At 66.2% G+C, this 22252-nt stretch carries 18 protein-coding genes and 1 pseudogene; 18 read left to right on the top strand and 1 reads right to left on the bottom strand.

All coding sequences use genetic code 11. The features are described from left to right. Positions 1-2 precede the first annotated feature (2 nt). The 4 genes from HWY37_RS09405 to aspT (HWY37_RS09390) all read left to right on the top strand — a co-directional run bounded on the left by HWY37_RS09405 (position 3) and on the right by aspT (HWY37_RS09390) (position 6486). Positions 3-932 carry an electron transfer flavoprotein subunit alpha/FixB family protein gene (locus HWY37_RS09405; RefSeq protein ID WP_176088507.1) on the top strand — a complete coding sequence of 310 codons (930 nt, stop codon included), beginning with the start codon at positions 3-5 and terminating at the stop codon, positions 930-932. Between the two features lie 197 nt (positions 933-1129). Beyond that, positions 1130-2821 (top strand): aspartate-alanine antiporter, encoded by a 1692-nt coding sequence (gene aspT, locus HWY37_RS09400; RefSeq protein ID WP_176088506.1) that lies wholly within the window; start codon positions 1130-1132, stop codon positions 2819-2821. Between the two features lie 109 nt (positions 2822-2930). Continuing rightward, complete coding sequence (locus HWY37_RS09395) at positions 2931-4748, top strand: bifunctional aspartate transaminase/aspartate 4-decarboxylase (protein WP_175210902.1); 1818 nt, start codon at positions 2931-2933, stop codon at positions 4746-4748. Between the two features lie 37 nt (positions 4749-4785). Further along, entirely contained in the window at positions 4786-6486 is a 1701-nt protein-coding gene (aspT, locus tag HWY37_RS09390; protein WP_175210900.1) for an aspartate-alanine antiporter, read from the top strand. On the opposite strand, the gene HWY37_RS09385 is transcribed toward aspT (HWY37_RS09390), so the two are convergent. Continuing rightward, entirely contained in the window at positions 6483-7418 is a 936-nt protein-coding gene (locus tag HWY37_RS09385) for a LysR substrate-binding domain-containing protein (protein WP_175210898.1), read from the bottom strand. The genes aspT (HWY37_RS09390) and HWY37_RS09385 overlap by 4 nt on opposite strands. 95 nt (positions 7419-7513) lie before the next feature. Here HWY37_RS09385 and HWY37_RS09380 point away from each other — a divergent pair, with 95 nt between their 5' ends. From HWY37_RS09380 to HWY37_RS09315, 14 genes and pseudogenes are all read left to right on the top strand, one after another. Next, the gene (locus tag HWY37_RS09380) at positions 7514-8719 is read left to right on the top strand and encodes a CaiB/BaiF CoA transferase family protein (RefSeq protein ID WP_175210896.1); all 1206 of its coding nucleotides are present in this window, start codon (positions 7514-7516) and stop codon (positions 8717-8719) included. Further along, positions 8716-9483 (top strand): enoyl-CoA hydratase/isomerase family protein, encoded by a 768-nt coding sequence (locus HWY37_RS09375; protein ID WP_175210894.1) that lies wholly within the window; start codon positions 8716-8718, stop codon positions 9481-9483. The genes HWY37_RS09380 and HWY37_RS09375 overlap by 4 nt, the downstream gene beginning before the upstream one ends. A gap of 65 nt (positions 9484-9548) precedes the next feature. Beyond that, positions 9549-10523: a tripartite tricarboxylate transporter substrate-binding protein gene (locus HWY37_RS09370; RefSeq protein WP_175210892.1), complete on the top strand. Its 975-nt coding sequence runs from the start codon at positions 9549-9551 to the stop codon at positions 10521-10523. A gap of 10 nt (positions 10524-10533) precedes the next feature. After that, positions 10534-12360, top strand: a complete 1827-nt coding sequence (locus HWY37_RS09365) for an acyl-CoA dehydrogenase (protein WP_175210890.1) — start codon at positions 10534-10536, stop codon at positions 12358-12360. A gap of 148 nt (positions 12361-12508) precedes the next feature. Continuing rightward, a complete protein-coding gene (locus tag HWY37_RS09360; RefSeq protein WP_176088505.1) occupies positions 12509-13150 on the top strand; it encodes a peroxiredoxin in 642 nt (213 codons plus the stop codon). A gap of 284 nt (positions 13151-13434) precedes the next feature. Beyond that, positions 13435-14415, top strand: a complete 981-nt coding sequence (locus HWY37_RS09355) for a sulfate ABC transporter substrate-binding protein (RefSeq protein WP_246302247.1) — start codon at positions 13435-13437, stop codon at positions 14413-14415. A 24-nt stretch (positions 14416-14439) separates the two neighbouring features. Further along, the gene (gene cysT, locus HWY37_RS09350) at positions 14440-15330 is read left to right on the top strand and encodes a sulfate ABC transporter permease subunit CysT (RefSeq protein WP_175210886.1); all 891 of its coding nucleotides are present in this window, start codon (positions 14440-14442) and stop codon (positions 15328-15330) included. Beyond that, positions 15327-16226 (top strand): sulfate ABC transporter permease subunit CysW, encoded by a 900-nt coding sequence (cysW, locus tag HWY37_RS09345; RefSeq protein ID WP_175210884.1) that lies wholly within the window; start codon positions 15327-15329, stop codon positions 16224-16226. The genes cysT and cysW overlap by 4 nt, the downstream gene beginning before the upstream one ends. Before the next feature lie 25 nt (positions 16227-16251). Further along, complete coding sequence (locus HWY37_RS09340; protein WP_175210882.1) at positions 16252-17316, top strand: sulfate/molybdate ABC transporter ATP-binding protein; 1065 nt, start codon at positions 16252-16254, stop codon at positions 17314-17316. Beyond that, a complete protein-coding gene (locus tag HWY37_RS09335) occupies positions 17313-18056 on the top strand; it encodes a phosphoadenylyl-sulfate reductase (protein WP_175210880.1) in 744 nt (247 codons plus the stop codon). The genes HWY37_RS09340 and HWY37_RS09335 overlap by 4 nt, the downstream gene beginning before the upstream one ends. 41 nt (positions 18057-18097) lie before the next feature. Then, the gene (gene cysD / locus HWY37_RS09330; protein WP_175210878.1) at positions 18098-19006 is read left to right on the top strand and encodes a sulfate adenylyltransferase subunit CysD; all 909 of its coding nucleotides are present in this window, start codon (positions 18098-18100) and stop codon (positions 19004-19006) included. Between the two features lie 41 nt (positions 19007-19047). Next, positions 19048-20346: a sulfate adenylyltransferase subunit 1 gene (locus HWY37_RS09325; RefSeq protein ID WP_175210876.1), complete on the top strand. Its 1299-nt coding sequence runs from the start codon at positions 19048-19050 to the stop codon at positions 20344-20346. A 211-nt stretch (positions 20347-20557) separates the two neighbouring features. Further along, the gene (locus tag HWY37_RS09320; protein WP_176088504.1) at positions 20558-21907 is read left to right on the top strand and encodes a PA0069 family radical SAM protein; all 1350 of its coding nucleotides are present in this window, start codon (positions 20558-20560) and stop codon (positions 21905-21907) included. Positions 21908-21979: 72 nt separating this feature from the next. Further along, positions 21980-22252 (top strand): annotated as a pseudogene (locus tag HWY37_RS09315) (hypothetical protein); the annotation flags it as partial.

Here is a 22252-nt window from a genome sequence, read left to right as displayed (position 1 = left end):
ACATGACGACGCTGGTTATTGCCGAACACGATAACGCCCAGCTCAAGGGCGCAACCCTGAACGCCGTCGCCGCCGCCGCCAAGATCGGAGGCGACGTGCACGTGCTGGTCGCCGGCGCCAACGCGCGCGCCGTGGCCGACCAGGCCGCCGCCGCCGCGGGCGTCGCCAAGGTCCTGCTGGCCGACGCGCCGCAACTGGCCGACGGCCTGGCCGAAAACGTCGCCGCCCAGGTGCTGGCCGTGGCCTCGGGCTACAGCCACATCCTGTTCCCCGCGACCGCCTCGGGCAAGAACGTGGCGCCGCGCGTGGCCGCCAAGCTGGACGTGGCTCAGATTTCCGACATCATCGGCGTGGAATCGGCCGACACCTTCCAGCGCCCGATCTATGCCGGCAACGCCATTGCCACCGTGCAGTCGGCCGACGCCGTCAAGGTCATCACCGTGCGCACCACCGGCTTTGACGCCGTTGCGGCGCAGGGCGGTTCGGGTTCGGTGGAAGAAATCGCCGCCGTGGCCGATTCGGGCCTGTCCACCTTCGTGAGCCGCGAAGTCGCCAAGAGCGACCGTCCGGAACTGGCCGGCGCGCGCGTCGTCGTCTCCGGCGGCCGTGGCCTGGGCAGCGCCGAGAACTTCAAGATCCTGGACCCGCTGGCTGACAAGCTGGGCGCGGCGCTCGGCGCCTCGCGCGCCGCGGTCGACGCCGGCTACGCGCCTAACGACTGGCAAGTCGGTCAGACCGGCAAGATCGTCGCGCCGCAGCTGTACGTGGCGGTTGGTATCTCGGGTGCCATCCAGCATCTGGCCGGCATGAAGGACTCGAAGGTCATCGTCGCCATCAACAAGGATCCGGAAGCGCCGATCTTCGGCGTGGCGGATTATGGCCTGGTGGGCGATCTGTTCCAGGTCGTGCCCGAACTGACCAGCGCGCTGTAAACGCAGACGCAGCGCCAAATCCAAAAGCCCGTCAGCTCAATGCTGACGGGCTTTTTTATTTTCCGACGCCGGCAACCAGCGCCGTCAGATTTTGACATCACAAAATTTTTGATTTCACGACATATTCTGATAATGTGTTCCGCGCGCAGCTAGATACGCGCAAGTGCTCGACCTGTACAGAACGAAGGAGATTCGGGATGGAATGGTTCTTTGACACTCTGCGAAAATATCCGGAACTTGCGATTTTCCTTACCCTGGGTCTCGGGTACTGGATCGGCTCCAAGAAAATTTTCGGATTCAATCTGGGGGCAGTAACCGGCACGCTGCTGGTTGGCGTACTGGTAGGGCAGCTCAATATCACGATTGCCCCCGTCCTGAAGCAGGTTTTCTTCCTGCTTTTTCTCTTCGGTCTGGGTTACGGCGTCGGACCGCAGTTTTTCCGAGGTATGAAAAGCGATGGCCTTCCCCAGGTCATCTTCGCCGTCATTCTGTGCGTGATTTGCTTGCTGGTGACATGGGCCACCGCAGTCGGCTTCGGCTTTGATGCCGGCACCGGCGCAGGCTTGCTCTCCGGAGCTCAGACCATTTCCGCGGTCATGGGCGTGGCAACGGACACGATCAATGGCTTGAACATCGACGCGACCACCAAGAAGCAGTGGATCGACAGCATTCCCGTCGCCTATGCGGTCTGCTACATCTTCGGCACGGTGGGCAGCGCCTGGCTGCTGGCCTCGCTGGGGCCGAAGCTCATGCGAGTGGACATCGTCAAGGAGTGCCAGGAGTACGAGGCCAAGATGTCCGGCGGCGCCGACTCGATGGAGCTGTCGGGCTATCGCAAGTTCATCGCGCGGGCCTACAAGCTGAATCGTCCGGAGTTCGTGGGCAAGACGGTGGGAGAGCTGGAGTCCCGCTTCGTCGAGGCGCGCGTGTTCGTGGAGCGCATCCGGCGCGGCGACCAGATCATCGACAGCGACGCCAAGACCGTGCTGCAGGATGGCGACGTGCTGGGCGTGACGGGCAGGCATGATGCGCTGGTCACCCAGGCGGCCGGCATCATCGGCAATGAGGTTGAGGACCGCGACCTGATCAGCATGCCGGCCGAGGTCGTCGAGGTCGTGCTGACCAACAAGAACATTGCCGGCAAGACCGTCAAGGAAATCGCGGACAGCGAAGCGGGCCGCGAGCTGGGACGCGGCGTGTTCCTGCGCAAGGTCGTGCGCGGCGGCCACGACATGCCGGTCAATTGGGGACTCAAGCTCGACCGCGGCGACCGCCTGTTCGTGATCGGCGCAAAGCGCGACGTCGAGCGCGTGGTCGGCAGGCTGGGTTATGTGGACCGGGCCACCAGCCAGACCGACATGGTGTTCGTCGGATTTGGCATCCTGCTCGGCGGCCTGTTCGGTTCCCTGGTCATGACCGTGGGCGGGATTCCCATCACCTTGTCGACGTCCGGCGGTTCGCTGATAGCCGGCCTGATCTTCGGCTATCTGCGTTCGGTCCATCCGACCTTTGGCAGGGTGCCGGAACCGGTGCATTGGTTCCTGACATCGGTGGGGCTCACGACCTTCGTGGCCGTGGTCGGCATATCGTCCGGGCCCGGGTTCGTGCAGGGCTTCCAACAATTGGGCGCCAAGCTCTTCATCGCGGGCATCATCGCCACCAGCGTGCCGATGATCGTGGGCGTGCTCATCGCGCGGTACGTCTTCAAGTTCCATCCCGCCATCGCGCTGGGCGTCTGCGCCGGCGCCCGGACCACGACGGCGGCGATCGGGCAGATCACCGAAACGGCGAAGAGCCAGGTGCCCGCCCTGGGCTACACGGTGCCGTACGCGATCGGCAATACCCTGCTCATCATCTGGGGGATCGTCATCGTCATGCTCATGTCCTAGCAGGATGTCCCGCAAGCCACCCAGCTTGCGAGGCGGACAGCAAGCGCGCCGGCCTGGCCGGCGCCGCCCCGCAAGCGCCTGTCACCATGCAAACCAGGAGTACTGAACAATGGCTTCCACCGCGCCTCTTACCGTCAGCCTGGCTTCGGCCTTGAAAACCACCCGGTCGCGCCAGCGCGATCTCGAGCAGCTTTCTCCCTTTGAACTGAAGGACTACCTGATCTCGCTGGCCAAGGGCAACCAGCAGACCGCCGCGATCACCATGCTGAACGCGGGTCGCGGCAACCCGAACTGGATCGCCACCGAACCCCGCGACGCCTTTTTCCTGATGGGGCAGTTCGCGATGAAGGAGGCGCGCCGCGTCCGCGACGAATCCATCCTGGCGGGCATGCCGGCCAGAACGGGTTGCGCCGACCGCTTCCGCAAGTTCCTGTCCAAGCACAAGGGCGTGGACGGTTATGACTTTCTCGTCGGCGTGCTGGAGTACGGCGTCAAGGTCAAGGGCTTCGACCCCGACGCCTGGATCCACGAACTGACGGACAGCCTCATCGGCGACAACTATCCGGTGCCGCCGCGCGCGCTGGTCCACCTTGAACAGATCGTGCATGACTACCTGCTCAAGGAAATGTGCGACGGCCGGCCGCCCAAGGGCAAGTTCGACCTGTTTCCGGTCGAGGGCGGCACGGCGGCCATGTGCTACATCTTCGACTCGCTGATGCAGAACGGTCTGTTGAAGCAGGGCGACACCATCGCGCTGTTCCTGCCGACCTTTACTCCCTACATCGAGATCGCGCACCTGGAGCGCTTCCAGTTCAAGATCGTGCCGATCAACGCCAGTAGCATGCGGGCCGACGGTACGCATGACTGGCACTATCCGGCTTCCGAAATCGCCAAGCTGGAAAATCCGAAGATCAAGCTGGCGGTCACGGTCAACCCCAGCAATCCGCCGTCGGTGGCGTTCAACCCGGTCGAGATGAAGCAGATCGTGCGCCTCATCCGCAAGAATCCGGACCTGGTGCTGGTGACCGACGACGTGTATGGCACGTTCGTGCCGAATTTCCGTTCGCTGATGGCCGAGGTGCCGCACAACACCATATGCGTGTACTCGTTCTCCAAGAACTTCGGTTGCACGGGCTGGCGCCTGGGCGTGATCGCGACCCATGAAAAGAACACCATGGACCGCCGCATTGCCGAATTGCCGGCATCCTGGAAGCAGCGCCTGAACAAGCGTTACGGCGCCATGACGATGGAGCCCGAGAAGCTCAAGTTCATCGACAGGCTGGTGGCCGACAGCCGCAATGTCGCGCTCAACCATACGGCGGGCCTGTCCCTGCCGCAGCAGGTGCAGATGGGCTTTTTCGCGCTGTCGCACCTGATGGACCTGAAGGATTCCTACAAGCATCTGACGATGAAGATCGTGCGGGCGCGCCGCGATGCCTTGTGGCGCGGCCTGGGCATCCCCATGCCTCCCGAGGATCCGATGCGCGCCTGGTACTACGTCGAGCTGGATTTCATGGTCTGGGCCAAGATCACGTACGGCGACGCGTTCTGCAAGTACATGACGTCCAACTACGAGCCCGTCGACTTCCTGTTCCGCCTGGCCGAGAAATCGGGTGTGGTGCTGATGGACGGCGGCGGTTTCGGCGGGCCGCCGTGGTCGATCCGCGTGTCCTTGGCGAACCTGGACGATGGCGATTACGCCAAGATCGGCAAGCACATGGTCGAAGCCGCGACCGAGTACGTCGAAGCCTGGAAGGCCGGCGAACTGGTGCGTTCGGGTCCGAAGGCCGGCAAGGGCCAGACGGTGAAGGCGCCCGCCGCCAAGCGCCGCGCGGCAGGCAAGACGGTCGCTGCGAAGAAGGCCGTGAAGAAAGCGGTGAAGAAGGCCGCCAAGAGGACCGCCAAGAAGGCCGTGGCGCGCAAGTAGGCAGACGAGGCATCAACCTCCAGGGCGACATGACGACATGACTTGCACCGTCGGGTTTTTCAATAGCGTTCCCATCGCAGTGCTGTTCGTGACGGTGGGCTTGGGATACCTGATCGGCAAGCTGAAAGTCGGGCCGATCCAGCTGGGCGGAGTGTGCGGCACACTCATCGTCGCCCTGCTGATCGGCCAGACGGGTTGCCAGATGCGCGGCGACCTGAAGGATGTCGCATTCGCCCTGTTCATTTTCGCCATGGGGTATTCGGGCGGGCCGCAGTTCTTCGCCAACCTGAACCGCTCCAGCCTGCGGTACATCGCGCTGCCGCTGGTCGAGGCCCTGCTGGTGCTGACCATCGTGTTGACCGCGGTGCCGCTGTTCGGCCTGGATGCCGGCACCGCGGCCGGCCTGGCCGCCGGCGCGGCCACCGAGTCCGCCGTGGTCGGCACCGCCGCCGAGGCGCTCAAGCACCTGGGGCTGGCGGACGCCGAGGTCCAGCGCATGGAGGCCAATATCGCCACGGCCTACACGCTGACCTATCTGGTGGGTCTGATCAGCATCGTCTTCTTTACCAGCCAGATCGCGCCGGCGCTGCTGCGCATGAATCTGCGCGAAGCCTCCAAGGCGCTGGAGCAAAAACTGGGGGCGACGAGCGGCGACAGCGAGGAAGTGAACATGCCGACGTTGCCGCGGCTGGTCGGCCGCTCGCACGTGGTCAAGGACGCCGACGGCAAAAGCGTGGGCGAAGTGGAGGCCGAGCTGGGCGGGCGCACCGTCATCAGCCGCATCCTGCGCAATGGCGAGGCGGTGGACGCCACGCCCGAGGACAGGCTGGCCACGGGCGACATCGTGGTGGTGCTGGGCCTGCGCCGCTTCGCGCTACGCGCGGGCACGGTCATCGGACCCGAGATCCAGCTGCCGGAGGCGCATGCCGATGACCTGCAGCTGCAGGAGCTGGCGGTCATCGTCAGCAAGAAGGCCGTTAACGGCCATACCGTCGGCGAACTGGCGAAGCGGCCGAACGCGCAGCGCGCGCGCGGCGTGTTCCTGCAGTCCATCGTGCGTTCGGGCCATGCGCTGCCGATCACGCCGTCCACCGTGGTGCAGTACGGCGATCTGGTCACGTTGGTCGGCGCGGAGCCTGAACTGTCGCAGGCCGGCGCGGCGCTGGGCAATGAGTTGCGCCGCAGCGGCGTGACCGACCTGGTGTTCCTGGCGTTCGGCATCCTGGCCGGCCTGCTGATCGGCAGCCTGAGCGCACGGCTCTGGGGCATCCCCGTGTCGCTGGGCAGCGGCGGCGGGGCGCTGGTCAGCGGCCTGGTGTGCGGCTGGATCAACGCCAAGCGCCCCGCGCTGGGCCATATGCCGGACCATGCGGTGCAGTTGTTGAAGGATCTGGGGCTGGCGGTGTTCGTGGCCTGCGTCGGCCTGTCCGCGGGGCCCGAGGCCATCTCGCTGATCAAGGAGCATGGCGCGGTGCTGCCGCTGATAGGCCTGCTGGTGTCGCTGGGACCGGCCTGCCTGTCGCTATGGCTGGGCCACAAAATCCTGAAGATCGAAGGCCCCCTGCTGGTCGGCGCGATTGCCGGCCAGCACGTCAGCACGCCGGCCATCAGCGCCATCCTGACGTCCAGCGGCAGCTCCGTGCCGCTGCTGGGCTATACGGTGACCTATGCCATCGCCAACGTGCTGCTGCCGGTGCTGGGCCCCATCATTGTGTCGCTGGCGCACCATCTGGCCTAGCGCGGACCCCGCTGCAGCAGCGCGCATCCCTGCCACGCCTGATCGTCGATCAGGCGTTTTATTTCGTCCTTGCACAAGGCCATGACCTGGCTTACTGCGGGCGTCGGAGGCTGGCTCTCGCTGGCGCACAGCACCAGCTCGCGCGAGAGGCTGTCGTCCAGCGCGTGCGCCACGATCGAGCCTTCCTCGATCTCGGGCTGCGCGGCCGAGCAGGGCAGGATCGTGGCCGCCATCCCGCTGCGCACGGCGGGCACGAGGATGGCCGAGGTGCTGGCTTCGGCGAACAGATTGCAGGTCAGTCCCGCCGTCAGGAAGGCATGGTCCAGGCGCGCGCGCAGCGTATTCGGCAGGCTGGGCAGCACCAGCGGCAAGTCGGCGAAGTCGGCGATGGTCAGGCTGCGGCGCGGCAGCGCCACGCTGGAGTGGGCCAGCAGGAACAGGCTTTCGCGCAGGAATGGCGTGCGTAGCAGGCCCTGCATGGGCTGCTGGTCCGGCGACAGGGAGAAATCGATGCGGCCCTGCAGGACCAGTTTGGTCAGGTCGGCGCTGGGCACGTCGACGATTTCCAGCACCACCGACGGCAGCTCCGCCTTGGCGCGGCGCATCAGCGGCAGGGCCAGGATGCGGGCGGTGCTGGAGGCCAGCCCGATCGACACGGTGCCGGTGACCTGATCCGCGGTCTTGGACAGCAGGCTGCGGGTGCTGTCGACCTGGCGCAGGATGGTTTGCGCATGCCGGTACAGCAGCAGGCCTTCCGCGGTGGGCTGCGCGCCCTTGACGCCCCGCACCAGCAATGACACCCCCAGGCTTTCCTCCAGCAGCGCCATCTGCTGGCTGAGCGCCGGCTGCGCCACGTGCAGGCTTTCGGCGGCGCGGGTCATGTTGCGCATTTCGACGACGCGGACGAAGTACTTGAGTTGGCGCAGATTCATGGAATAAGAAAATCTTATGAATGGATCGGAAAATAGTATTTTCGGTGCTCTTGGTGCACTGCCTAGAATGGGCCTCGCATCAAGGGAGAACGAACATGAGTCTGCCGCTGGCAGGGCTGAAGGTGCTGGATTTGACCCGCGCGTTGTCCGGGCCCTTCTGCACAATGATTCTTGGGGACCTGGGCGCCGAGGTCGTCAAGGTGGAACCCATGCCTGCGGGCGAGATGGCGCGGCAGTGGGGCCCTTTCGATAAAGACATAAGTGTTTATTATCTTAGTGCCAACCGCAGCAAGCAAGGCATAGGCGTGGACTTCCGCAAGCCTGAAGGGCTGGCACTGCTGCGCAAGCTGGCCCTGGCGTCCGACATCGTGGTCGAGAACTTCAAGGTCGGCACGATGGACAGCATGGGCCTGGGATACGAGTCGCTGGCGGCAGAACACCCGGGCCTGATCATGGCGTCGATTTCCGGCTTCGGCAGCAAGGGGCCGGCGCGGGACTGGGCCGGGTTCGACCAGGTTGCGCAAGGCTATTCCGGCTTCATGAGCCTTACGGGCACGCCGGAGTCGGGACCGACGCGGGTGGGCGTGGCCGTTGGCGACCTGACCGCGGGCATGTGGCTGACGATCGGCATCCTGTCCGCCGTCGCGCAGCGCGCCTCGACCGGACTCGGACAGCATGTGGAAACCTCGCTGCTGGCGGGCCTCATGGCGCTGCTCAGCGTCCAGGGCCAGCGCTATCTCAGCAAGGGAGAGGTCCCCGAACCCTGCGGCAACGTGCACCCGGTCATCGCGCCCTACGGCACCTTCGAGACCGCGGACGGCCCGCTCAACCTGGCGCCCGCGACCCAGGCGATGTGGGTCAGGCTGTGCAACATACTCGGGCTCCCGCACCTCGCGTCCGACGAGCGCTTCCTCACCAATGCCGAGCGCATGCAGCATCGCTATGCCTTGAAGCAGGAGCTGGAGGCTGGGCTCAAGCGCAAGACGCGCATGGAGTGGACCGCGCTGATGATCGACGGCGGCATTCCGGCAGGGCCCATCAACACCCTTGAAGACGTGTTCGCCGATGCCCAGGTGCAGGCTTGCGGACTGGTGCGCACCCTGGGCCACCCGCTGCTGGGCGAATTGCGGCAGGTGGATCTGCCCCTGGGCCTGAGCGGCGCGCAGGCGGCCAGCCGCCGCGCTCCGCCCGTCTTCGGCCAGCACACGCGCGAGGTCTTCGCGCGCTACGGGATGGCGCAGGCCGAGATCGATCGTTTGCTGGCCGAGGGCGTGGCGCATCAGGCAGAGGTTCCGGCATGACCGCGCCGGCCGATACGCCCAGCCTGTCCGTCGACGGACACGTCGCGACGATCCTCTTGCGCCGGCCCGGCCACGCCAACCGGCTGGCCCCGCAGGATCTGGCCGTGCTCAGGGAGCATCTGGACAGGGTCAATGAGGACGACGCGGTACGGGTGCTGCGCTTCCAGTCCGAGGGCAAGTACTTCTGCAGCGGCTATGACATATCGTCGCTGGCTTCGGACAACGCGCCCAGCTCCCTCTACTTCGGCCAGACCATGGACCTGATCGAGGCGGCGCGGCCCGTGACGATCGCTGCGGTGCAGGGCGGGGCCTATGGCGGCGGCACCGATCTGTGCCTGGCCTGCGATTTCCGCATCGGCACGCCGCAGGCCGACATGTTCATGCCGGCCACGCGGCTGGGACTGCACTTCTATCCGGGGGGCATGTCGCGCTACGTGACGCGGTTGGGCCTGGACCAGGCCAAGCGACTGTTCCTCACAGCGGAAAAACTCAAGGCTGACGAAATGCTGCGCATCGGATTCCTGACCGAACTGGTGCCGGAGGAACAGTTGCACGCCCGGCTGGATGCCTTGAGCGCGCAGATCGCGGCGATGGCGCCGATCCCGCTGTTCGGCGTGAAAGCGCACTTGAACCGCATCGCGCGGGGCGAACTCGACCTGGCCGGCATCGAGCAGGCGGTATTGCGTTCCGAGCAATCCCAGGATCTGGCCGAAGGCGCGAAGGCGTGGAAGGAAAAGCGCGCGCCGAATTTCACCGGCTGCTGAAGCGGCCGGCGCATGACCGGAGAGCCGCGCCAAAAGCGGCTCCGATTCCACCAAAGGAGACAAATATGAAATCCGCTATTGCTGCCTGCGGCGCCGCGCTTGTCGCCGCTGCCACCCTGTCCGCGATGCCCTGGGCGCATGCCGCAGCCCCGTACCCCGCCAAGCCCTTGACGTTGGTGATCGGATTTCCGCCCGGTGGCGGGGCGGATCAGGTGGGCCGCGTTTACGCGAATGCGCTTGCCAGGCAGCTGAAGCAGCCTGTCGTCGTCGAAAACCGCCCAGGCGCGGGGTCGACGATTGGCGCCAGCCTTGCCGCGCGCGCCGCGCCCGACGGCTACACGCTGTACCTGGGAAATTCCAGCGTCATGGGCAGCGACAGCGCGCTGTACAAGGTGGACTACACGCCGGACAGCTTCGTGCCCGTGGCGCAGCTCACCACCGGCCCCATGGTGTTGATCGCGAACGCGAAGCTGGGGCTGAAAAGCGTGCAGGACTTGATCGACCGCGCCAAGAGCAGGCCGGGATCCATCAATGTCGCCTCGTCCGGCAACGGCGTCATCACGCACCTGGCGGCGGTCGAGTTCATGACGCTTGCCGGCGTGAAGCTGATGCATATCCCCTTCAAGGGAGGCGCCGCGGCGGCGCAATCGGTGGCGGCCGGCGACACCGACATCTCGTTCGCCACGGCGCCTTCGGCCAAGTCGGTGATCGATACCGGCAAGGTGGTGGCGCTGGCGGTCACGTCCGGCCAGCCCTCGCGGCTGTTGCCCTATCCGCCCATCGCACGGACGGTGCCCGGCTACGATGTTTCAAACTGGTGGGGCATCTATGCTCCCAAGGGCACGCCGCCGGAAGTGCTGGATACGCTGTTCAAGGCCAGCAACGAGGTGCTGGCGCTGTCCGACGTGCAGCAGGGCATGGCGGCAGGCTATGAGGAAGTGACGCCGTCCGCATCGTTGGCCGCGTTCGGGGACTACGCCCGCAAGGAGGGAAGCAAGGGTTTAAGATTGGCCAGAGAAAGCCTAGAGACTGCCAATTGACGGAGACAACATGCCCTACGTAACCCCGCTGCAGGACTTCCGCTTTGCCTTGAAGGAGCTGGCCGGGCTCGATGAGGTCCTGAAGCTGCCCGGCTTCGAGGAGGTGACGCCGGACCTGGTGGACGCCATCCTGGAAGAGAACGGCCGCTTCGTCGAACAGGCCGTGGCGCCGCTGAACGTGGCCGGGGATACGCATCCGCCGGTGTGGCGGGACGGCCAGGTCACCACGACGCCGGGTTACGCGCAGGGGTTCAAGGACTACGCGGCGGGCGGCTGGCAGGGCTTGCAGCACCCCGCGGCCTGGGGCGGACAGGGACTGCCCAAGCTGGTCGCGGCGGCGCCGGGCGAGAACATCCAGGCGGCCAGCCTGGCGTTTTCCTTGTGCCCGATGCTGACGGACGGCGTGATCGAGGCCTTGCTGACCGTGGGATCGGAGGCGCAGCGCAAGCAGTACGTGCCCCAGCTGATAGGCGGCAAGTGGACCGGCACCATGAATCTCACCGAGCCGCAGGCCGGTTCGGACCTGGCGCTGGTGACGACGCGCGCGGTGAAGCAGGACGACGGCAGCTACCGGCTGAGCGGCCAGAAGATCTTCATCACGTATGGAGACCACGACCTGGCCGAGAACATCATCCACCTGGTGCTGGCGCGCACGCCGGATGCGCCAGCCGGCGTGAAGGGCATTTCGCTTTTCATCGTGCCCAAGTTCCTGGTGCAGCCCGACGGCAGCCTGGGCAAGCGCAACGACGTGTGGTGCGCGTCGCTGGAGCACAAGCTGGGCATACATGGCAGCCCCACCGCCGTGCTGTTGTACGGATCGGGCAAGGGCGAGGTGGGCGAGGGCGCCATCGGCTATCTGGTCGGGGAGCAGAACCGCGGCCTGGAATACATGTTCGTCATGATGAACGCCGCCCGCTACTCGGTGGGGCAGCAGGGCATCGCGGTGTCCGAACGCGCCTACCAGCACGCCCTGGCCTACGCGCAGGAGCGGGTGCAGGGGCGGGCCGTCGAAGGATCGGCCGGCCCGGTGGCTATCGTGCGCCATCCCGACGTGCAGCGCATGCTGTTGACCATGAAGGCGCTGACCGAGGCGGCTCGCGCCGTGTCCTATGTGGCCGCGGCCGCGCACGACAAGGGCACGCATCATCCGGATCCGGAGCAGCGGGCGCGCAACCGCGCCTTTTATGAATACATGGTTCCCATCGTCAAGGGCTTCTCGACCGAGACCGCGGTCGAGGTCGCGTCGCTGGGCGTGCAGGTCCATGGCGGCATGGGCTACATCGAGGAAACCGGCGCGGCGCAGTACTACCGCGACGCGCGCATCCTGCCTATCTACGAAGGCACGACCGCCATCCAGGCCAACGACCTGGTCAGCCGCAAGACGCAGCGCGACGGCGGCGCCACCGCCCATGCGGCCATCGCGGCGATGCGCGAGACGCTGCGCGCGGTCGAGGCAGAGGCCGCGCGCGCAAGCGCCGGCGACCGCGACGGGCTGCGCCTGCTGCGCGACAACCTGGACAGCGCCATCCAGGCCTACGAGGCCGGCGTGGCATTCATCCTGGAGCAGTCCCCGAGCAATATCCGGGCCGTCTATTCCAGCAGCGTGCCCTATCTGATGCTGGCCGGCGTGGTGCATGGCGGCTGGCAGATGGCGCGCGCCGTGCTGGCCTGCCGCCGTCTCCAGGCCACCGGGTCCACCGACCCGTTCCATGCGGCCAAGCTGGCGACCGGATTGTTCTATGCCGCGCATATCCTGCCGCGCGCGTTGGCGCTGTCCGCCGCCGTGCGCGCAGGCGTCGTGGCGGACGCCTGCGGCGCCGGTTTGAATATTGCATAAGGTTATATGACTTGCGTATTTCCCCGGCTAAAGGTTTGATGGAAGAATCGTTTCCCAGGCGCTAGCTTTCGCCACGAAACGCAGTTCCTGCGCCGCCCGCCGCGACGGGCGGCCAGCCCCCAACCTGAATCCGCACACAGGAGACATCATGAGTCATCTACGCCTGGGCGACACCGCCCCTGATTTCGAACAGGAATCCTCGGCCGGCCCGATCCGCTTCCATGAGTATCTGGGCAACAGCTGGGGTGTTCTTTTCTCGCACCCGGCCGATTTCACGCCCGTCTGCACCACCGAACTGGGCTACACCGCCAAGCTGGCCGACGAGTTCGCCAAGCGCAACGTGAAGGTGCTGGCCCTGTCGGTCGACGGCGCCGATTCGCATACCAAGTGGATCGAGGACATCAACGACACGCAGTCCACCAAGGTCAATTTCCCGATCCTGGCGGACAAGGACCGCAAGGTGTCCGAGCTCTACGACATGATCCACCCGAACGCCAACGCCACGCTGACCGTGCGCTCGGTGTTCATCATCGATCCCAACAAGAAGGTGCGCCTGACCATCACCTATCCGGCCAACACCGGCCGCAACTTCAACGAGATCCTGCGCGTCATCGATTCGCTGCAGCTGACCGACAGCCACAGCGTGGCCACGCCGGTCAACTGGGAGGACGGCGACGACGTGATCATTGTCCCGTCGCTGCAGGACGAGGCCGTGATCAAGCAGAAGTTCCCGAAGGGCTACAAGGCCGTGCGCCCCTACCTGCGCATCACGCCGCAACCGAATAAGTAAATTCGGAAACCGTGGGGCCGAGCCCCGCGTACAACCGCCGTCTTTCCCATGGGGAGGGCGGCGGTTTTTCTTTGAGGCGCGTGCGGCAGGGCGCGCACGGGAAGGAGCGCATACACATTGTTGGGATGCCTGTCCTATATGCCTGCGGGCGATGAGCAACCAAATAATGATTCGTTCCGTTCAGAACGCCCAGCCAGCACACTTGCTTCCACATTGCCGAACACAGGGAGCAAGGGATGTCTTTCAGGAAAGCCGGTTGGTTGGCCGCCTTGGCCGCAGTAACGATGTCGTTTGCCGCGATGGCGCCGGCGCAGGCGCAGCAAAAGCAGACGCTGCTGAATGTCTCTTATGACCCGACGCGCGAGCTGTACCGCGCGATAGACGACGCCTTCATCAAGCAATACAAGGAAAAGGCCAACGTCGACCTGACCATCCGCCAATCGCACGGCGGCTCCGGCCGCCAGGCGCGCTCGGTCATCGACGGCCTGGAAGCCGACGTGGTGACCCTGGCGCTGGCCTACGACATCGACGCCGTGGCCGACCGCGGGCTGCTGCCGGCCGACTGGCAGGCCCGCCTGCCGCAGAACAGCTCGCCCTACACCTCCACCATCGTGTTCCTGGTGCGCAAGGGCAACCCCAAGCAGATCAAGGACTGGGACGACCTGGTCAAGGACGGCGTGCAGGTCATCACCCCCAATCCCAAGACCTCGGGCGGGGCGCGCTGGAACTACCTGGCCGCCTGGGCCTACGCGCTGGAGAAGAACGGCGGCAGCGAAGACAAGGCCCGCGCTTTCGTGGGCGACCTGCTCAAGCACGTGCCGGTGCTGGACACCGGCGCGCGCGGCGCCACCACCACCTTCGTGGAACGCGGCGTGGGCGACGTGCTGCTGGCCTGGGAGAACGAGGCCTTCCTGGCGCTCGAAGAGCTGGGTCCGGACAAGTTCGACATCGTGGTGCCGTCGCTGTCCATCCTGGCCGAGCCCCCGGTCGCCGTGGTCGACAAGGTCGTGGACAAGAAGGGAACCCGCGCCGCGGCGCAGGCCTACCTGGAATTCCTCTACACGCCCACCGCGCAGGAAATCATCGCCAAGAACTACTACCGGCCCATCGACAAGACCGTGGCCGCCAAGTACGAAAGCAAGTTCCCCAAGGTCAAGCTCGTGACCATCGACGACAAGATCTTCGGCGGCTGGCGCAAGGCGCAGAAGGATCACTTCAGCGATGGCGGCACCTTCGACCAGATCTATCTGCCGCAAAAGAAATAAGCCCATAGAACTCGGACGACGGCCATGACTACAGCCTCGAACCCGGCGGCAAGCGGCGCGCAAGCGCCTTTTGCCTTTCGGCGCAACAGCCCGGGCGTGCTGCCCGGATTCGGCATCTCGATGGGCTACGCGGTGCTGTACCTGAGCGTGCTCGTGCTCATTCCGCTGGCGGCCCTGCCGATCAAGAGCGCGGGACTGGGCTGGCAGGGGTTCTGGGAAGCAGTGACCGCGCCGCGGGTGCTCGCTTCATACAAGCTGACCTTCGGCGCGTCGCTGATCGCGGCGCTGGTGAACCTGGTGTTCGGCACGGTGGTGGCCTGGGTGCTGGTGCGCTACCGCTTCCCGGGCAAGAAGATCCTGGACGCGCTGGTCGACCTGCCGTTCGCGCTGCCCACGGCGGTGGCGGGCATCGCGCTGACCTCGCTGTATTCGCAGAAGGGCTGGCTGGGCGGGCCGCTGGCCGACTGGTTCGGCTGGAAGGTGGCGTTCACGCCGCTGGGCATCGTCATCGCGCTGATCTTCATCGGCGTGCCGTTCGTGGTGCGCACGGTGCAGCCGGTGCTGGAAGACGTGGAGCGCGAGATCGAGGAGGCCGCGGCCAGCCTGGGCGCCAACCGCTGGCAGACCATACGCCGGGTGCTGCTGCCCATCATCATGCCGGCCTTGATGACCGGCTTTGCGCTGGCCTTCGCGCGCGCGGTGGGCGAGTACGGCTCGGTGGTGTTCATCGCGGGCAACATGCCCATGGTGTCGGAGATCACGCCGCTGCTGATCATCGCCAAGCTGGAGGCATTCGATTACGCCGGCGCCGCGGCTATCGCCACGGTGATGCTGGTGCTGTCGTTCGCATTATTGCTCGTCATCAACCTGCTGCAGGGCTGGCAGGCCCGCCGCAACCTCGGGAGGCTGGCATGAGCGCCGCGGACCGTCCCGCCCATCTCACCGAGCCGCGCTGGGTGCGCGGCGCGCTGCTGTTCATCGCGTTGGGATTCCTGACGCTGTTCCTGCTGGTGCCGCTGGCGGCCGTGTTCGCAGAGGCCTTCAGGAAGGGCTGGCAACTGTACCTGGATGCCATCGTCGAGCCGGACGCGCTGGCCGCCATTCGCCTCACGCTGCTGGTTGCGGCCATCGCGCTGCCGGTGAACCTGGTGTTCGGCGTGGCGGCGGCCTGGGCGATCACCAAGTTCCAGTTCCGCGGCAAGCAGTTCCTGATCACCCTGATCGACCTGCCGTTCTCGGTGTCGCCGGTGGTGGCCGGCCTGGTGTTTGTGTTGTTGTTCGGCACCCAGGGCTGGTTCGGCGGTTGGCTGCAGGAGCATGACATCAAGATCGTCTACGCCGTGCCGGGCATTGTGCTGGCGACGCTCTTCGTGACGTTTCCCTTCGTCGCGCGCGAGCTGATTCCGCTGATGCAGGCGCAGGGCAGCGAGGAAGAACAGGCCGCGCTGACCCTGGGCGCCAGCGGCTGGCAGATCTTCTGGCGCGTGACGCTGCCGAACATCAAGTGGGGCCTGCTGTACGGCGCCATCCTGTGCAATGCGCGGGCCATGGGCGAGTTCGGCGCGGTGTCGGTGGTGTCCGGGCAGATCCGCGGACTGACCAACACCATGACCCTGCACGTCGAGATTCTCTACAACGAATACCAGTATTCCGCGGCGTTCGCGGTGGCGTCGCTGCTGGCCCTGCTGGCGCTGGTGACGCTGGTGGCCAAGAACGTCGTCGAGTGGCGCAACGCGCGCTTTCTGCAAGCCGCCGACCTGCCGGTCGAGTATCCCGGCCAGGCGGCCGCCATCAAGCCGGCCCTAGCCTGACGCGGCGGCCCGGAAGGAGACACGCATGAGTATCGAAGTCCGCAATCTATCCAAGCGTTTCGGCCAGTTCCGCGCGCTGAACGACGTCTCGCTGCATATCGAGACGGGCGAGCTGGTCGCGTTGCTGGGCCCGTCGGGCTGTGGCAAGACGACATTGCTGCGCATCATCGCGGGATTGGAGTCGGCCGATTCCGGCAGCGTGCTGTTCGCGGGCGAAGACGCCACCGCGGTGGACGTGCGCCAGCGCCAGGTCGGATTCGTGTTCCAGCACTATGCGCTGTTCAAGCACATGACGGTGTTCGAGAACGTGGCCTTCGGCCTGCGCGTCAAGCACCGTTCGCAGCGCCCCTCCGAAGACGTGATTCAGCGCAAGGTGCATGACCTGCTGGGACTGGTGCAGCTGGACTGGCTGGCGGACCGCTATCCGGCGCAGCTGTCCGGCGGCCAGCGCCAGCGCATCGCCCTGGCGCGAGCCCTGGCCGTGGAGCCGCGGGTGCTGCTGCTGGACGAGCCCTTCGGTGCGCTGGACGCCAAGGTGCGCAAGGAATTGCGGCGCTGGCTGCGCCGCCTGCACGACGAGCTGAACGTGGCCAGCGTGTTCGTCACCCATGACCAGGAGGAAGCGCTGGAAGTGTCGGACCGCGTGGTGCTGATGAATGCGGGCCGCATCGAGCAGGTCGGCACGCCGCGCGAAGTCTGGGAAGAGCCGGCCACGCCTTTCGTCTACGGTTTCCTGGGCGACGTGAACCAGCTGCAGGGGTTTGCCACGCGCGGCGTCTGGAGCGGCGCGGGACTTTCGCTGCCGGCGCCGGACCTGGCGCAGGCTGAAGCCCAGCGCGCCACGGCCTACGTGCGGCCGCACGAGTTCGACGTCGAGCGCTACCGCGCCGGCGCGGACGGCATTCCCGTGCGCCTGGCGCACGCCTTCCTCGCCGGTCCCAGCGCCTACCTGGAACTGGCCAGCGAGGATTCCGACGCCATCATCGAGGCCGAGGTGCCCGAGTCCCTGTACCGGGAGCTCGGCCTGCGCGATGGCGAAGTACTGTTGGCGCGACCCCGGCGGGCGCGCATTTTCGCGACGCAATCATGAGCACCTCCGAACTCTCCATTGAACTCGAGGCGGGCCTGGCGGCGCGCTGGCGCGATCTGGGCGCGCGTCTGGCCGACATCCAGCGGCGCTATCCGGACGCCGCGCTGGCGTCCTCGCTGGCGGCCGAGGACATGCTGTTGACGCACGCCATCTACAGCGCCGGCCTGGACCTGGAGGTCTTCACGCTGGATACGGGACGCCTGCATGCTGAAACGCTGGGCGTGCTGGACGCCGTGCGCGAGCACTACGGCCGCGAGGTCTCCGTGTACCGGCCGGTGGCTGCATCGGTCGAGCAGCACGTCGCCGCGCATGGCGCCTACGCCTTCTATGAAAGCGTGGACCTGCGCAAGGCCTGTTGTCAGATCCGCAAGGTCGAGCCGCTCAAGCGCGCGCTGGCCGGACGCGGCGCCTGGCTCACCGGGCAGCGGCGGGCGCAATCCACCACCCGCGGCGAACTGCCGCTGGAAGAAGACGACCTGACCTTCGGCCTCCACAAGTTCAATCCGCTGGCCGAGTGGAGCGAAGAGGAGGTCTGGTCGGTCATCCGCGCCCTGGGCATCCCCTACAACCCGCTGCACGACCAGGGCTACCCGTCCATCGGCTGCGAACCCTGTACCCGCGCCATCCGGCCCGGCGAGGACCTGAGGGCAGGGCGCTGGTGGTGGGAGTCGTCGGACTCCAAGGAATGCGGCCTGCATGCGGGCAACCGGGTCATCAACATCGCGGCGCGCGCCGACTGACGCGGCCCACGAATTCAAAATCTGTCTTAGGGGAAGTGCATATGTCTGCAGTGATCCAACGCAGCCACCTGGATTGGCTGGAATCGGAAGCAATATTCATCCTGCGCGAGGTCGCCGCCGAAAGCGAGAAGCCCGTGCTGCTGTTCTCGGGCGGCAAGGATTCTGTGGTGCTGCTGCGCCTGGCCGAAAAGGCCTTCCGGCCGGGGCGTTTTCCGTTCCCGCTGATGCACATCGATACCGGCCACAACTTCGACGAGGTCATCGCCTTCCGCGATGCGCGCGCGGCCGAGCTGGGCGAGACCCTGATCGTGCGCAGCGTCGAGGACTCCATCGCGCGCGGCAGCGTGGTGCTGCGCCGCGAGACCGATTCGCGCAATGCGGCACAGGCGGTGACGCTGCTGGAGGCGATCGAGGAATTCGGCTTCGACGCCTGCATAGGCGGCGCGCGCCGCGACGAGGAAAAGGCTCGGGCCAAGGAGCGCATCTTCTCGTTTCGCGACGAGTTCGGAAAATGGGATCCCAAGGCCCAGCGCCCGGAACTGTGGAACCTGTTCAACACCCGCGTGCATCGCGGCGAGAACATGCGGGTGTTCCCGATCTCGAACTGGACCGAGCTGGATGTCTGGCAATACATCCAGCGCGAGCAGCTGGCGCTGCCGTCCATCTATTACAGCCACGAGCGCGAGGTGGTGCGCCGCAAGGGCCTGCTGGTGCCGGTCACGCGGCTGACCCCGCCGCAGGACGGCGAACAGGTCGAACGCCTGCAGGTGCGCTTCCGCACAGTGGGCGACATTTCCTGCACCTGCCCGGTGGCGTCCGACGCGGCCGATACCCGCGCCATCATCGCCGAAACCGCGGTGACCGACATTACCGAGCGCGGCGCCACGCGCATGGACGACCAGACTTCCGAGGCCTCGATGGAGCGCCGCAAGAAGGAAGGCTATTTCTGATTGCACGCAACGCCGGCTGAGGCCGGCGACCAGGGACGCATATGAACGCACTAAACGATTCTTTTCTTTCCGGCGCCGATACGGGCGTGCTGCGCCTGATCACGGCGGGTTCGGTGGATGACGGCAAGTCCACGCTGATCGGTCGCCTGCTGTACGACAGCAAGGGCGTGTTCGCCGACCAGCTGGACGCTATCTCGCGCGCCAAGCACAAGCGGGTGGCGGGCGACGGCATCGATTTTTCGCTGCTGACCGATGGCCTGGAGGCCGAGCGCGAGCAGGGCATCACCATCGACGTGGCCTACCGCTACTTCTCCACGCCCGCGCGCAAGTTCATCATCGCCGACGCGCCGGGGCACGAGCAGTACACGCGCAACATGGTCACGGGCGCGTCGACGGCGGACGTCGCCGTCATCCTGATCGACGCCACCCGCGCGGCCGACGGCGTGCTGCTGCCGCAGACCAAGCGCCACAGCACCATCGCCCGCCTCTTGGGCATCCGCCACATCGTGGTGGCCGTCAACAAGATGGATCTGGTGGACTGGGACCGCGCCGTGTTCGAGCGCATCCGCAATGCCTATGCTGACCTCGCCAACAAGCTGGGCATCGAGCACTTCGACGCGCTGCCCTTGTCGGCGCTGAACGGCGACAACGTCGTCACGCTGTCGCCTCAGACGCCCTGGTATGACGGGCAGCCCCTGCTGGCATTGCTGGAGTCGCTGGACCTGGCGGGCGACGGCCGCGCCTTGCCCTTGCGCTTTCCCGTGCAGTGGGTGGCGCGCCACGACGGCAACCGCAAGGACGATTTCCGCGGCTACGCCGGCCGCGTGGCGAGCGGCGTGTTGCGGCCGGGCGACGAGATCGCGGTGCAGCCTTCGGGCGTGACCGCGGTGGTGCGCGAAGTGCGCGCCTTCGATCGCGCGCTGGACGAAGCCGTGGCGGGCGATTCGATCACGCTGGTGCTGGACCGCGACGTGGACGTGTCGCGCGGCGACGTGATCGTACATGCGTCCGCGCCTGCGCAGGTCACGCGCGAATTCGAAGCCGAGTTGTGCTGGCTCGATGCGCAGGCCTTGAATCCGGCGCGCAAGTATCTGCTGAAGTCCGGCACGCGTTTGACCTCCGCGAAGATTCGCGCGGTGCTGTCGCATCGCGACATCCACGAACTGCAGGAAGTGGAGAACACGGAAGGCTCCTTGCGCATGAACGATATCGGACGCGTGACGCTCACCACGCGCGAGGCGCTGGCGGTCGATCGCTATGCCGATGTGCCTGCCACGGGCGCCTTTATCCTGATCGACGAGGCCACGCATCAGACCGCCGCGGCCGGCATGTTGCGGTAGCCGCAAAGAGGCCGGAAAACAACGGATTTCCGGCCCTCCAGGAGCTGTTGTTTTTCTGCTAGATCCAGCATTGGTGCGGCTTTCCGGGCGATCTCGCCTGGTGAAATCGAATTCTCCGGACGTCGCCCGCGTCTTGCGGTAAAGTGGGGTTGTCTTACGAAAAGGCTTTTGGTGCTTGTCAAAACCACTGTGTTTTTGTACAGTAGTTTTCATGGCACGCACCGATCATTCTTTTCTCGCCGGTTCTGGGTCCCCGGCTGCCGCCCCCGCCGCCTTGCGCGGTCGGGGTGCGGTTACTAATGTTCGGCATCGCTTTCAGCGCGATGACCGCGTGCAGGTCGACGACGGCTGGTCTTCCTCTGGTCTGCCGGCCGACTTCGTAGATTCCGTCCCCGATAATACCCCCGAAGAATCCTCCGGCGCACAGGCTGGCTCGCGGGTCATTCCCATCCTGCCGGACGCGCGCCTCGAGCGTGCCGCTCCCACGACCACGGTCACCGCCGAAGAAGCGCGCAAGATGCTGTCGCGCAATGACTCGCCCGACATTCCCTTCGACGTGGCGGTCAATCCGTACCGGGGCTGCGAGCATGGCTGCGTGTATTGCTACGCCCGGCCCACCCATTCCTACCTGGGCCTGTCGCCCGGCCTGGATTTCGAAACCCGTCTGGTGGCCAAGGCCAATGCGGTGGATGCCCTGCGCGCGGAACTCAGCCGGCCCGGCTACAAGCCATCGCCCATCAACATCGGGTCCGCCACCGACGCCTATCAGCCCATCGAGCGCGAATGGCGCCTGACCCGCGGGTTGCTGGAGCTGATGCTCGAAACCCGCCATCCGCTCACCATCGTCACCAAGAACGCGCTGGTCGCCCGCGACCTGGACCTGCTGGCCGCGCTGGCCGAGCAGAAGCTGGTGGTGGTCTACATGAGCATCACCACGCTGGACGCCGGCATGGCCCGCACGCTGGAGCCGCGCGCCGCCGCGCCGTGGCGCCGCCTGGAAGCTGTGCGCAGCCTGACGGACGCCGGCGTGCCGGTGGGCGTGCTGGTGGCGCCCATCATTCCGTTCATCAACGACGAGTCCATGGAACACATCCTCCAGGAGTCCAAGGCGGCTGGCGCGCACTACGCCAGCTACACCGTCTTGCGTCTGCCCTGGGAGGTCAAGACCCTGTTCGAGGACTGGCTCAACGCCCATTTCCCGGACCGCGCCCAGCGCGTCCTGCATCGCATCGAAGACCTGCGCAACGGCCGCCGCAACGATCCCAATTTTGGGTCCCGCATGCGCGGAACCGGCGTCTGGGCCGATCTGCTGCGCCAGCGTTTCTCCATCGCCACGCGCAAGCTGGGCCTGAACCGCCATCGCCTGGCGCTGGACTGCGACCGTTTCCTGCCTCCCGCCGCCTCTGCGGCGGGGACGGCCGATTTCCTATCCCCGGCTGGCGCGCAAGCGTCTTCAGGGGTCCCTTTTCCTGCCGTATCGCCCGCAGCCGGCGGCGCGCACGGGCGCGCAGCGCGCCAGTTGCAAGCCATGGCCGCAGGCCAGTTGTCATTGTTCGATTGACCGCCGGCTGCGGCCGCGGATGCCTGCCCGGGCGTTTGGCCTGGCGCTCGACCGTCTTTCCAAGGAGTTCCCATGAACACCGCTGATATTTCCGTCTTGTCGGATGAACTCGTTGTCACGCTGAATCCGCTGCGCCGCGGCGCGCAGCACGCCCGTGCCTGGTGCGCCAGGGTGGCCGGCATGGCGATGCCCTGGAGCACGGCCGCGGCCGACGTCGAGCCGCGCCGCCGCGCGCGGCCCGGTTCCGCGCCCGCTCGTTGGCCGTTCCCGCCGGCGCCCGCCGATGCGGACGCGCTGGCTGGCCAAGCTGTTGCCGCGCCCATGCCGATGCCTGCGCCCGCGGCG

Origin of the sequence: Achromobacter anxifer (genome assembly GCF_903652925.1) — a bacterium.
Taxonomy (GTDB): Bacteria; Pseudomonadota; Gammaproteobacteria; order Burkholderiales; family Burkholderiaceae_B; genus Achromobacter; species Achromobacter anxifer.
Note: the sequence above shows the minus strand (reverse complement) of the source record. Positions and strands in the feature narration are given on the sequence as shown.